This window comes from Neobacillus sp. B4I6 (genome assembly GCF_050434045.1).
Lineage (GTDB): Bacteria > Bacillota > Bacilli > Bacillales > Cytobacillaceae > Neobacillus.
The window spans coordinates 43,969-57,203 of the sequence record NZ_JBNPWB010000002.1 but is presented as its reverse complement, the minus strand read 5'-3'; the positions used below and the strand labels follow the sequence as shown (position 1 = coordinate 57,203).

Sequence of the window (13,235 nt, the reverse complement as noted above, 5' to 3'; positions counted from 1 at the left end):
CCAAAAATGGAGGGAGTAGTGCTGCCTTACCTAATAGACTATAAAGTTATTTTTCTTAGAATCGTTTCATTGTTGTCACAAGGATCTGTATGTACAATATATGGTTGTGGTTTTAAACAAGCTTTTTCACTCTCAAGCCAATCGCTCCAAGCCTTTTTATCCTTATGAAGTAGAAGGGCACTTAACCGCTTTAATTCTGTAAGAGCCTGCTTGCTAAGTAAGGAACGGACATCATCCAGATAGTTGATTAGAATTTCATACCCTTTTGCACTACCGCACCGCGCCAAGGCCCTGCCAATGGCTAATTCCAGAAGTGCTCGTCTTTCAAGGAAAAAGTCTGCTTGATGGCCCTGATAACATTGCTGATTGTTCACATATGGGATGTGTAGTATTTGCTTTAGCACTGGGACCGCATCCACATCACCTAATCGTTCAGCACCAGCACTAAGGGCATGGATATAGTAGAAAATTCCCCACATCGTATCTTTAAAATCTTCTTCTGTTGGATGTAATAAATCAGCCACCCGCTGCCAAACCTTAATACTTCGTTTATCGCTTGTAAGTCCTAATGAGTAGAGTAAGTAACAAGCATCTGACATTGCACCGTGGTCAGGCGGCATCGTTACATACAAAATATCCGCTGTCCGTTTAGGCAATTGTTCTCCTTGAAGCATGGTCATGATTTCAAAGATTAAGGTTGGTACACCTGAATTTGACCCATACATGGCCAATGCTTGTGCGATTCGTACCTTACGAATTCCGTCTGCATCCGTATATGCTTGTTCGAGAAATGGGATGATTCTCTCTCCCGCTGTACAGATTTCAACGAACGGTATCCGCTTTTGATAGATTTCATTCATCCGCATATTAGAGTATTCGTACAGAGGCTCATTCACCTCAATCGAATCAACTAATCTCTTTAATTCCTCCTCCGTATATTGAATAGCCTCCATTTTTCTCTTTAAAATACCTTCAGGCATTAAGCCTTCTTTCACGATTCTTTCCTGTAAAAGCCGGTAATCTATTTGTCTAGGATACTGTTTTCCTTTTACAGCCATCGCAGCAGCAAGTGCTGCAATACCCCCTAAGTTTTCCAAATCCGATTGCATTCGAATAGCTGGCAGGGCATCATGCGTTGCTGATACCGCCTTGCCGACCACTAATATTCCGTCCAGCCCTTTTGGTAATAGCATTCGATAGGGGATTTCGATTTCAAGGTTTGGCGGGATCAAGCCGGCATTTACCCAGTTTGCCTCACTAATTCCCTTCATATCATGGTTGCTAAAATGAATGTTTATACAGTCTTCCCAGCTTCGATGTAACAATTGATCACTCATATTCATGACCACATCACCAATGATATGACGACTTTCCCGAGGGGCTACATAAATGCCGTGGTCATGACATCCATCCACATCAGCGCTCCACCTTCTTCTCCCGGCAAGGATTGCCCTAGTATAGTCTTGGACATCCGACACATTTACCATACTTGTAAAGTTATTTTGTAATTTACCTGGTTCTTTATACTGAGCAAGCGAATACCACATCACCACATGGTCACGAACAGAACCATATTCAAATTCCGCTCCCGCAAATGCCGCAAGATCACCATCACCAGTTGCATCAATCACACAGTCGCCCCATAAGGTACCTGCTCCCCATTTAGTTGCCACCAGACTGCCGCACACCTTGGTTCCTTTTGTGATTGCCCAAAACGTAATCGTGTTAAATAACAATTCAATCCCTAGTCGGTCAGCCATCTCTAACAGAGCAAACTTTTTTGCTTCAATATTCCATTTATGACCTTTGTACTTGATTCTTTTCTGCACATCATGGACGAGTTTCGTAATTCTCTCAGCATATCCATGTCGCTTCCCAAACCAATAGCTGTCCACTCCGCCAAAAGTACCTGTCCCGCCAAGACCTGGGTTCAGGTCCACAAGAATAGTATCGATTTCTTCTTGGGCAGAAACGATTGCTGCTGATGCACCACTAGAACCGCCTCCGGCAACGAGCACCCCTGCTGTTTTAGACAAGAAAATTTCCTGCGCCGGAACAAACCGATAGTCAACATTACGATCTAATAAATCAACAGGGATCCTCATTTCATAACTGGTATCCTCAATTGAGACCTGAGCATTCGTGTGTCTTGAACTCTGCTGATTAAAAGTAAGTTCATTTACTAATTCTGCAAACTGTTCGCCTAATGAAGCGGCTTTGACAGGGTCAAGCCAGTCCGTATTGCCATGCTCATAAAGATCTTGATAAAAACTCCATGTATTTGGATAATTTACTGCTAATTTATCAATTTGAATCTCCTGGTGAGTTTGATTCACTTCATTTTCTTGAAATGGCCCTTTTAGTTCATAGGAGCTGGCACATAACAATGCTTTATTGAAGGCAGGGATGTGATGAACCAAATATTCTGCAAGAGCAATTCCTGCCTTTTGTGCTGTTAATTCACGCTGCTGATTTTCTTCTAGTCGATTATCTGCATTGAATAACATTTGATATTCAACATAGACATGTCCTTTTCCATGATAGCCATTGTAGAGATGAACCTTGTTTTCTTTGATTACTAATTCTGAGGGAACAGGTAATTCTGTTTGGTCTATCTTTTGGACATTGGTAAACTCTAAAACTCGTTTAAAGTAAGCTTTTTTTACTTTCCACAGTTGATTTCAATGCTTCACCGTTTAAAAAGGTAGCGATAGCAGTTTCTGTTGCATCAACAATTCCTTGGCATTGAATCAATTGTCTGCCTGATTTATTGGCAATTATTAAACCATTACAATTGTCAGCAATCCTCGTGATACCAATCGGTAGCGAGGCATACAATAATCGGACACCCGCAGCAAGCAATACTTCTTCCAGGTGTAATTTCAATCGATCGACATGAAAGACAATCGATTGAGAATTACCATTGCTAAAAGTTTTTCCACAAGCGTTTACACAAGCTTCAATTAGTCTTGGCATTGTTGCTTGTGATGAGGTAATCCAAGGACTGAGCGTTGCGGTTAATTCACTGCCTAAATAGGTTCTTGATTCAACCAGCATTACCCGTTTGCCCTGCTTGGCAAATTTTAAGGCACTTGCTAAGCCAGCAAAGGTCCCTCCTATAATGACGACATCTACTTCCGCCAAAATCGGGATGTCTTGAGCAGGTAATCGATGATTTTCCACAATGAAAGCCCCTTCAAATTAGTTCACTTTTTTTATCTCAAGAAACACTTCGCCTTCCACATCGCTGCAATCAATTGTGAAAAGCTGCTCGTTTATAGGATCTTGGTGAATTAATACCAATTCACCATTAACGGTTGCTTCTACAGGGTTTCCTTCAGATAAGAAAGCAAAAACTCCGCCTTCTCTTAAGATTACCTTCATTTCCTTTTCCAGGTTCCAAACCCTTACGATCCCATCATTGCAAATGAGCTTATTTAAAAGACCAATTGGCGTAAATTGCTTTTGAACTGGAATGATTAAAAAGAGGGAAGCCACGTTTTCAGCAATTTCGATACTAATCTTTTCTTCTTTGCTCACAACCGAGTGGTTTTTCCTTAATACATCAAAGATAACAAACGTCTCACCCGCTAGATTTGGAACATCACTTGGGCTGATGGAGCCATGTATCGTTCCAGTTCCTTCATTAATATTAAACGCTGCCACAACTCCAGCACCCTTGCATGAATTCCAAATTTTTAACGGCGTTTTCGCTTGAGTTGGATCAATAAAGAGGCAATCCTCTGTTGGTACTCCAGGCTGTTCACAACGAATGATTTTTCCATCATTATAAATTAACGGCCAAATCATATCGGGATTTGTTTGGTCTACCGCATCACTAAAATAAATCGGTCCACCGCTAACTACCCGTAAAATCATGTTTTGCAGGTCATCATGGTTTTTCGTCCAGTACATATCCCAATCGCCCCAATAGAACGCACCATGGTAAAGTGAGTTATAGGCATTTTGCAAGGCATGTTCTTTGAAGCCGCTCTCTTCTTGTGGGACAAAGTCATCACTATTACGAGAAACGGCTGAGTATGGACGATGCCAAATATTTTCCTCTGCCATTCCCATACAGTTGATCACCGTATTATCAAAATGTAAGGAACAAGATGCTTCGAGTGCTGTATGGGCCCCGCTTGCTGCTTCGCCGACAGCTTGGTTATTGGCCGTAAAGTTTGAGATGGCACTTTGGCTGTCAACTTTCACAAAGTCGATTCCGTCTTTCTTTAATTTGGAATGCCATGCATGCCAAAAACCAAATCCCTCTTCCGCATTTGGTGATGGAATTAAGCTGCCGTTTTTTGCTTTATATAAATGGCTTTCTAATGACTTAGCTAAGGGACCATTGGGTGAAATTCCTTCCCAATAACCTGCAAGGGTATGCCAAACTCCTACCCAATTCACGCTATAGTTATTCTTAAGTGATGAAACGGTATTGGCTAAACCATGGGGAAATTTCTCCTGGTCAGCATCAAAGGAGTGAAGCTTATTATTATCCACTTCGGACCAGCCATCATCAATCATCATCCATTTAACAGGAAGTTTTTTCTGTTTGAGCTCTTCAGCTTTTGATAGGATTCCTTCCTCATTAACGGCATGATAAAAAGCATCCCAGCTGCACCAGCCTAAGTAATCTAAAATCTCTGGATATTTTTTTTCTTCTCTAGGCATAATGCTTTGTCCACAAACAGTTGTCGCTTTCTTAACATTTTTATTCACTAAAGAGAATGGATTATTCCCAGTACCTAAAATGAAGGCAAATGTTGATAAATGATTAAAGCCACCATGGAAAGGGGAAATGGAGATTTGCAAGCCCTCTTTAGTACCTGCTAAATCTGTCCGCGATACTTCATCACAAACAGGCAGTATATGAAAATATTCTTTTTCACTTCTTAATAATAACGATTGTGTCCGTTCTGGCACTTCTTGGATGTTATTCGTGAAAAATGGCCGCGTCCACCAGTCCTTATGTTGATAGTTCACCATAACCTCATACTCTTCCATCATGTTGTTAATGGTTATGTTGATGGCACGCTGCGGAGCAAAAAAGGATTGCTTTTTAAACAATTCTTCATTATTAATATCCGCATCCACAAAGGCGGTGATAAATGAATCGTAACACCTGAATTTTAGATTCATATTCACTGTCTCGGCATGATCACTAAATTCGGAACGATATTCTGTATAAAAACCAAGATGATCTTCTCCAGTACTCTCATCTAGGGTTTTTAACTCTAGTAATTGAATTGATTGATTATCTAGATTCGTAGACACTTGGATTCCGGAAAGAACCATTTTATTATTCAACAGACAATGCAGCTCGTTTTGATTTTGCTGAAATTGAAACATAGTTTCGCTCCTTTAGTTCTTTTTTTGTTCATACGCTTATCCTTCGATTTCAAGGCCATACTTGGCAACAGAGAGTGCAGCCAAATCACCAACACTTTCTCCTAAGCCGGAAGGAACCACAGTACAAACATCGAGGGAATACGAAAGTGCTTCTTTTCGAAGCTCTTCCATTACAACTGGCTTTAGCAATGCTTCTTGTCGCAAATAAATGCTGCCGATGACAATTTTTTCTGGATTTAGCATGTCCACTAACAGTGCCAGACCTCGACCTAATTTCTGCCCAACAATGTTGTATATCTCTTTCGCGAAAACATCTCCTGCCTGGGCAGCTTCTCCAACTGTTTTCGCCGTAATTGCCGCTATCTCATCACGATTAGAACAAATAGAAGTCATTTTCCCTTGAGCTAACCACTCATCCGCCTTCATTTGTGCCAAGCGGGCGATCCCGCCTCCACTACAGAAGCCTTCAAATGAGCCTGCTTTTCCATATCCGATTGGACCAATATTCTCTAACCGAACATGTCCGACTTCTCCAGCCATATCATTTATTCCGGTGTATAATCGTCCATCTAAAATGAGGCCTGCTCCCATTCCTGTACCAAACGTTAGAAAAATCATATTATTCGTGCCTTTTCCTGCTCCCCATTTCCATTCAGCCAACGCACAAGCATTGGCATCGTTTTGGACGGAAACGGGGACATGAAAACGATCTCTGAAAGGTGACAACACATCGATACGATCCCAGTTTGGCAAATTTGGAGGAGACAAAATCAGACCCTTTTTACTATCCAGCGGGCCGCCGCAGCTGATTCCAATTGCTTTTAGTTCAAGTCCTTTTCGTTCTAACAATAATTTTTCTAACTCACTCATCATCAATAAAAGGGCTAAATCAGGCGTGTCCGGAGTGGGAAAACTTTGTTTTGCAACTAAAGTAATCCCTTTTTCATCTTCAACTCCTAATACAACGGCACACTTTGTTCCGCCAATATCTAAACCTGCCAACACGGGAATCATTCGAAGAACGCCTCCTCTAATAAAATGCACAGGGTATGGTAAATCGGGAGATGTCTTTCTTGTATATCAGGTGTGGAATCAAAGGGAACCGAAATCGTTACGTCACATAACCTTTTCATTTCTCCGCCACTCTTACCAGTAAACCCGATCGTTACTAACCCTAGGGCCTTGGCCACTTTTATGGCATGATTAATATTTTTGGAGTTACCCGATGTGCTAAAGCCGATAAACACATCGCCTGCTTTTCCGTATCCAAACACTTGTTGAGCAAAAACCATATCCGGGGCCACATCATTAGAGAATGCTGTCATAAGTGCTGAATGACTTACAAGCGAGATGGCAGGGAGCGCACCTTGTAAATGTTCACCCAGGTAGTCATCTCCACCAGAAACTGAGGTTAATTTATCTTTCATCTCTTGTGCCAATGGACGTTTTGACATAAATCCTTTCATTAATTCGCCCACTACATGCTCACAATCCGCAGCACTGCCGCCATTACCTGCTAATAACAGTTTTCTGCCAGACTGATAAGCCTGGTTAATCGCTTCAAAGGCTTCGACAATACTTGTTTGACATTCTACTAATTCCGGATATTTTCCAAATAGTTTTTCTAAATTAGCATTCATTGCTACATCCCCTATTACAATCGTTAGATTAATTTTCCTTCAGGTGATCAATCGCCTTTGCAAAGAAATCCTTACTTCCAAAGCTTCCTGACTTCAGTACAAGCATCCGCGGTGTTGAATCTAAGCTAATACATGATGGAAGACCTGGTTCGATTTCTTTCCATACTGCGAGTCCTTCAATGCCGAGCCTGCTGCAAACAGAAGCAGATGTTTCTCCACCCGCTAATAACAAACGGTTAACTTTTGTCCTTTTTAAGGTCTCATCCACTACAAACGCTAATGATTCAGATACCATCCTTGAAATCGACGTATTTGTATAGCCTAATCTAGTACCCAGTTGTTTTGTTTCCTTGACTACATCTTGGGTGTTCGAAGAGTGAACAAGAACATCCTTACCATCATTTAATAGCGTGGTGAGATTCATAATAAGTTCCTCTAAATGAGCAGCCTTTTGATCCGAAAATAAGATCACTGTTTTCATTTCGAATACAGGCAGCCCACGCTGTTTCATTTCTTCCACTTGATTAAAGGTCTGCGGCATTAAACTACCTGCCGCGCATAAAATTCCTGCTTCTAATTTTGGTAGTGTAATAGACCGAGTTCCATTTTGATCTTTATTCATTACCAGTGCTAATTCTTCAGCAATCCCTGAGGCACCACAAATAATCTTTTCATCCTTTATTGCTCTAGCAATTATTTGTAAGGAAGACTGATCTTTGACATCAACAATTAAGTACTGACACTGCGATCGCATCTGAGAAATTTCTTGCTTTAGCTTTTCACTGCCTTGTTCAACAATTTCATGATCGACAAGAGCAACTTTCCTCTTTGTTTGAGCTTGTAAAATATCAACCAAATCCGAGTGCAGCATTGGATGAACAGGATCATTACGGAACTCAGAATCTGCTAATTTCTTACCATGAACATAGTGTTGACCATACATGGTAGTTCTTCCGTTTTTCGGAAAACCAAGCACAACCACTGCAAATTCATTCTCGAGTGCATCGAGCATGGCATCAAATTCTGCACCAATATTTCCTCTAAAAACGGAACAGGTTTTATTGAAGAATTGTTCACATCCTAATGCCTGGAGACTTTTGGTACTCGCAAATACTTTCTCATAGGCTTCTTCATATCGATCAAGACGTGAATTTGTATCCATAATCAATACATTAGGTGGGAACGTTCCCATTTTGTTGTAAAGTGGATAGGGAAAAACTTCTGTCTGCCAATCTGCTTTAGCAAACATGATTCCAATATCATTTGCACCAGTAATATCATCCGCGACAATTCCAATCAATTTTCCCACATCCTCCTTGGCTTATATCCTGATTCATGTAGAAAGCTATGTACCTCTTTCTCAGAAAGCTCTTGTAAAACAACACCTGCTTTTTGAGAGATTAATAGCATTCGACAAGCCATTTCTAATGTTTGCAGTGCCATTTTCGCTTCTTTTAAGGACGTATCATAAACAAGGACGCCATGATTTTCTAATAAAAGGATATTCGCCTTTTTCGCCTTTTCTCTAACAAGGTCGCCAAGTTCCATTGAACCTGGGTTTGCATAAGGAACTCGCTCAATCTTTTCTAAATAGTACATACTTTCAACAAACCAAGCCGAAGGGATATCAATGTTAGAAGAAGCAATCAGTGTGCTATATAAAGGTGAAGCATGTAATACTGCACCAATCTCAGGACGAGTTTCATAGATAGCGAGATGCATCGGAACCTCTTTAGAAGGTTTTCTGCCACTATTTATACTCTTACCTGATTCGATCGAGCACTCGGCAAAATCCTCTACATCCAAATCTCCTAAATAGGTTCCGCTTGCTGTGATCAGAAAAGAATTTTCCGCGGTTTTTGCACTGATATTCCCTGAATTCCCCCATGCGAGGTCATATTGCATCATATATTTTCCTGTTTCCCGTAATTGCTTTTTCAGCTCTTGTTTTCTATCCAAAATCATTTTACTCATCCCATTCAATCAAATTTGTTTTCCTGACAGGTTCATCAACATTTTTGGGAACACGGAAGGTTTTAATTTCAGATGCTTTAAAGACAGCCTTGAACGTACGATTAAATTTCGGCAAAGTGATTTCTACTTCAGTGGGTACTTTATTTGTTTCATATAAACGAATGATTAAATCTTCATTGTCTTCGGCCTTTTTTAGAGCACTAACAATCACATTATCGGCACTTACTTTCACATAGGAATCTGATTGTGGTAAGGAACCTTTATGGAAGGACTCAATAATTGAGATTGGTTTACAATTTAATTCTGCTGCTCTTTTCGGTGTTTCCGCTTCTTCCCAGCTTCCTTCGTGAGGAAGTAATGAGTATTCAAAACGTTGAACTCCTTGGTCAATAAATGTATATTCCCCGTCCTCTTCTGGTACGAGCGGATCATGATGGGCGTAAATAGGGCTGCGTAATACCGTTAATGCAAGTTCCTTATTATGAATGCTGTAGCTAGATTTAGCGTCATTGATAAGACTTAAGCCATAAACTCCTTCATGGTTTGGTGTAACACCTGTCACATCAACCCAGCTTTGACCTGGCTCTTCTTCACCATTATGCTCGCGCTCTATCGTACCATATGGAATTTCATAGGTTTGTTTTCTAAAGATGGAATTAATCGGGAAAACAAGCTTAAGCATTTTAAACTTTTCGCGCCAATCAACCGTTACTTTTACATCGATCTGGTCTTTTCCTTGATACATCGTGAAGTCTTGGATTAAGATCGAGCGTCCGTATTCACTTTTCACCCGAATCACTGATTTAACTGGTCCATGCTCAGCAAGATATACTTTCGTTGCTCTGAAATCGCCAACTCTTTCATTAAAATGAAGGGTATCATGGCTCCATGTATCTGTTTTATCATTGATTATTACCGGCTTTGCTGCTGGACCTGCAAATACTTCATGTTCTACTTTTTTATCAAATAGGCTCGAAATCCAACCAGTCTCTGCATCAAACTCTATTCTAAAGCGTTCATTTTCCATCGCATGTGAACTTGCTTTTATAGGTTCAACTACTGATTCACTGCCACTTAATTCTGTATAAATTCTATATACTCGATATCCCATTGAAGGTAATTCGGCTAAAAAGTTTAAGCGGTAGCGTCCCCCAGCTGTTGCTTGTGACTGTATAGTTTGAAATGGGATAGCATTGCCTTGATCATCTACTAGAACAGATGTTGGTTTTATGGTGCCTATTTCGACTTCAACATTCACTTTGCAATCCCACGCATTTGGGTTAAAGACGACAATGGGTCTCATTTTTTCATCTTGCTCAATGTCAATTTTCCATGAAATGGACTGGATCGCGTTATTCAATGCCCGATCAGCAATAGCCAATGCTTCTCCGTATAAATTTCTAGCGTCCTCATAGGCAGACTCAATGCTCGTTCCAGCTAGAATATCATGAAATTGATTAAATAAAACATTCTTCCAAGCCCGGTTGAATTCAGCCGGATAGGGTTGTCCGGTTATCCAAAAGGCGAGTGCTGAATACTTTTCAGCCGTCATCAGCATATTCTCTGCTTTTCGATTGTATTGTTTTACGCCTGAATGGGCCGCATAGCAGCCGCTGGCATGATGCTGCAAGTCATCGTGAACAACAGGTAAATCCTTTGTATCCTTTACTTTTTCAAAATATTCTTCAGGAGTAGAGAAGACTAGATTAGGAAGATCAGCATCCTTATTTAAGCGATAAATACTTTCAATATTTTCCTTAGTTGGCCCGCCGCCATGGTTTCCAACGCCATAAAAAATCATCTGGTCGTCGACGTTTCCTTTAAATTCGCCTTTACACCGCTTAACAATCCGATCTAATTCTTTTCCCCATGAATTATATTCATGCATGATGCGAAATGCCAGCACACGAGATCCATCATCAGATTCCCACCAAAAAAGATTACTTGGCAGCCCTTTTTCATTTGGCGCTGGCCGCATAAATACGTAGGAATCCATGCCGCTTTTTTTCAATATTTGGGGCATCATGCCATGATGACCAAAACTATCGACATTATAGCCAACCTTTGCCGTTACACCAAATTTTTCGTGAAAATATCGTTGACCATAAAGACCTTGACGAACAAACGATTCTCCATTTGGGATATTGCAATCAGGCTGAATCCACCAGCCGCCAACAATCCTCCAGCGTCCTTCTTGGATCCGCTCTTTAATTTCTGCAAACATTTCAGGTTCATTTTCCTCTACCCATTCGTACATGGAGGCAGAACTAGAAGTGAAAATAAAATCTTCGTATTCTTTCATTCGATCCAATGCAGACCGAAAAGTAGCTTTTGTTTCTTGAAATCCTTCTTGCCATTGCCAAAGCCAAACCGGATCTAAATGGGCGTTACCAATCATATGAAATGTTTTATCTTTCATTTCCTCAACCCCTGTCTCATTCTTGTTGTCTTATTGGTTGAATTGAGATGCTTTGTTATTACTTAATAAGTATTGTGTGATCTTTTCTGTTACTGTTTCTTCAACAGCATCCTGCCCCACTTTTAACAATTCATCAGGTAATTGATTACATTCTTTATTGGACATTCTTTCTTCACGCCCGATGGCTTTTAAGAAAGAAATCTCAAGGTCTGTTGCAATATTCACTTTACTTACACCACCATTTGGCAGCTGAAATGCCTTTTGTACCATTTCACTTGGTACACCAGATCCACCGTGAAGAACAAGATGTACAGGAGTTAACTCACGAATGGCCATTAACCGTTCAAAATCAACCTTTGGTTCACGAACCATATACACACCATGCGCTGTTCCACATGATACAGCTAATGCGTCAACACCTGTCTGCTTCACAAATTCAGCTGCTTCAACCGGATCTGTATATAATTCTTCATCATGATCGGTCTCAATAAAATCAGTTGTTCCAATCATTCCAAGTTCTGCTTCAACAGAGACCCCTTTGGCATGTGCATATTCAACAACCTCTTTTGTGATTTTCACATTTTCAGCAAATGGCTTTTCTGAAGCATCAATCATCACCGATGTAAAGCCAGCAGAAATTGCATCCTTAATCACATTCAGCTCTTTCGTATGGTCAAGATGTAAAACTACTGGTACAGTAATTGATAATTTTTCTACCTGTGCATAAAACTCATCTGCAAATTCAAACGGGGTAATCCCGTAACGTTCTAATTCCTTTTGTGAAATTTGCACAATAAGAGGTGATTCTGTCTTTTGTCCAGCTTGTAAAACTGGGGCAATCATAGCGATATAACGCGGTGAAAATGACCCTGTTGCATAGTGGGATTTTTCTGCGATTGCAAGAGCTTCTGTTAATGGGAGTACATTCGTTGGTTTTAATCGATTCATTATTAATCATTCCTTATTTTTTAATTTTTGGCTTTGTTAAACTTGGCTGTTGATTTCCGCTCCAGGCGCTTCGCTTTCCGCGGGCGGTCCGGGGAGCCTCCTCGGCGCTATGCGCCTGCGGGGTCTCCCCTGCCCCGTCCTCCCGCAGGAGTCTTCGCGCCTTCCGCTCCAATCAACTTGGCAATAAAAATCAAAAATGACATTTAACAAAGCCTAATTTTTTAATTTTTTAGTGTGCGTTTTACTGCTTCCATTCCTAATTCAGGACTCGTCACAAAATGACGCTGCTCGTCAGGCGTAAAGCTGGAAACAACCCTGGCCATCGATGCTTGAGCTAGGACAACGATATCTACTTTTTTTGCTAACTCACGTAAAGCAACTGAAAGATCCAAATCATGTCCTTCTTTATCATTTGCGATTAATTTCTGATAGGCCAATGACACTAGAATAGGTTCAAACTCCACATTTTTCTGTTTCTGAGCCGCTTTTTGTTTAAGCAATTCTAAGGTTGGCTTTAGTGTTGTTTCCAATGTCGCTGCTACCCCTATTTTTTCGGCTGAGTTAATCGCGAATTCTGCCATTGCATCATCAATACGAATAATGGGAGTTGCTATCTTCGGTTGGGTAAATGCAACAAGTTCACCAATGGAAGAACATGCATTTAAAATACAATCTGCTCCAAGCTGTTCAGCAACTTTAGCATAACCTTCCCACCTATCAGCGATTTCTTGAACATTTCCGCCATTTTTGCCTAATTGCGGCAGGATTGAATCATCTACCAAATTGATAATTTCACATTCCCCGATCATTTTGTTGGCTAAATCTTTCAACGGCTCAATCGTCACTGGAGTCGTATGAATAATTGCAAGTTTCTTTTTCATGATTTTTTCCCCCAATCA

General features: G+C 40.6%; 10 protein-coding genes. All 10 read right to left on the bottom strand.

Translation table 11 applies throughout. The features are described from left to right. Positions 1 to 38: 38 nt before the first annotated feature. Entirely contained in the window at positions 39 to 2,507 is a 2,469-nt protein-coding gene (locus QF028_RS02085) for an FAD-dependent oxidoreductase (protein ID WP_429463820.1), read from the bottom strand. Positions 2,508 to 2,646: 139 nt separating this feature from the next. Next, on the bottom strand, positions 2,647 to 3,183 hold the full coding sequence (locus QF028_RS02080) for an FAD-dependent oxidoreductase (RefSeq protein ID WP_429463818.1): 537 nt from the start codon (positions 3,181 to 3,183) through the stop codon (positions 2,647 to 2,649). A gap of 18 nt (positions 3,184 to 3,201) precedes the next feature. Next, complete coding sequence (locus tag QF028_RS02075; RefSeq protein ID WP_429463816.1) at positions 3,202 to 5,355, bottom strand: Sip1-related alpha-galactosidase; 2,154 nt, start codon at positions 5,353 to 5,355, stop codon at positions 3,202 to 3,204. Between the two features lie 36 nt (positions 5,356 to 5,391). Continuing rightward, on the bottom strand, positions 5,392 to 6,369 hold the full coding sequence (locus tag QF028_RS02070; protein WP_429463814.1) for an ROK family protein: 978 nt from the start codon (positions 6,367 to 6,369) through the stop codon (positions 5,392 to 5,394). Then, positions 6,366 to 6,995, bottom strand: a complete 630-nt coding sequence (locus QF028_RS02065) for a D-sedoheptulose-7-phosphate isomerase (RefSeq protein ID WP_429463812.1) — start codon at positions 6,993 to 6,995, stop codon at positions 6,366 to 6,368. The genes QF028_RS02070 and QF028_RS02065 overlap by 4 nt, the downstream gene beginning before the upstream one ends. A gap of 28 nt (positions 6,996 to 7,023) precedes the next feature. Further along, positions 7,024 to 8,304 (bottom strand): four-carbon acid sugar kinase family protein, encoded by a 1,281-nt coding sequence (locus tag QF028_RS02060; RefSeq protein WP_429463810.1) that lies wholly within the window; start codon positions 8,302 to 8,304, stop codon positions 7,024 to 7,026. Continuing rightward, on the bottom strand, positions 8,292 to 8,960 hold the full coding sequence (locus QF028_RS02055; protein ID WP_429463808.1) for a class II aldolase/adducin family protein: 669 nt from the start codon (positions 8,958 to 8,960) through the stop codon (positions 8,292 to 8,294). Before QF028_RS02055 ends, QF028_RS02060 begins: the two co-directional genes overlap by 13 nt. A 1-nt stretch (position 8,961) precedes the next feature. After that, positions 8,962 to 11,388 (bottom strand): alpha-mannosidase, encoded by a 2,427-nt coding sequence (locus QF028_RS02050; RefSeq protein WP_429463806.1) that lies wholly within the window; start codon positions 11,386 to 11,388, stop codon positions 8,962 to 8,964. Between the two features lie 30 nt (positions 11,389 to 11,418). Beyond that, the gene (locus QF028_RS02045) at positions 11,419 to 12,336 is read right to left on the bottom strand and encodes a class II fructose-bisphosphate aldolase (RefSeq protein ID WP_429463804.1); all 918 of its coding nucleotides are present in this window, start codon (positions 12,334 to 12,336) and stop codon (positions 11,419 to 11,421) included. Positions 12,337 to 12,557: 221 nt separating this feature from the next. After that, positions 12,558 to 13,217 carry an aspartate/glutamate racemase family protein gene (locus tag QF028_RS02040; protein WP_429463802.1) on the bottom strand — a complete coding sequence of 220 codons (660 nt, stop codon included), beginning with the start codon at positions 13,215 to 13,217 and terminating at the stop codon, positions 12,558 to 12,560. Between the last annotated feature and the right edge of the window lie 18 nt (positions 13,218 to 13,235).

Excerpts from the sequence above, each read along its gene's own strand:
- QF028_RS02070 (WP_429463814.1), bottom strand. The coding sequence starts at position 6,369 with ATGATTCCCGTGTTGGCAGGTTTAGATATTGGCGGAACAAAGTGTGCC.
- QF028_RS02065 (WP_429463812.1), bottom strand. The coding sequence starts at position 6,995 with ATGAATGCTAATTTAGAAAAACTATTTGGAAAATATCCGGAATTAGTA.
- QF028_RS02050 (WP_429463806.1), bottom strand. The coding sequence starts at position 11,388 with ATGAAAGATAAAACATTTCATATGATTGGTAACGCCCATTTAGATCCG.
- QF028_RS02055 (WP_429463808.1), bottom strand. The coding sequence starts at position 8,960 with ATGATTTTGGATAGAAAACAAGAGCTGAAAAAGCAATTACGGGAAACA.
- QF028_RS02045 (WP_429463804.1), bottom strand. The coding sequence starts at position 12,336 with ATGAATCGATTAAAACCAACGAATGTACTCCCATTAACAGAAGCTCTT.
- QF028_RS02075 (WP_429463816.1), bottom strand. The coding sequence starts at position 5,355 with ATGTTTCAATTTCAGCAAAATCAAAACGAGCTGCATTGTCTGTTGAAT.
- QF028_RS02085 (WP_429463820.1), bottom strand. The coding sequence starts at position 2,507 with ATGTTATTCAATGCAGATAATCGACTAGAAGAAAATCAGCAGCGTGAA.
- QF028_RS02040 (WP_429463802.1), bottom strand. The coding sequence starts at position 13,217 with ATGAAAAAGAAACTTGCAATTATTCATACGACTCCAGTGACGATTGAG.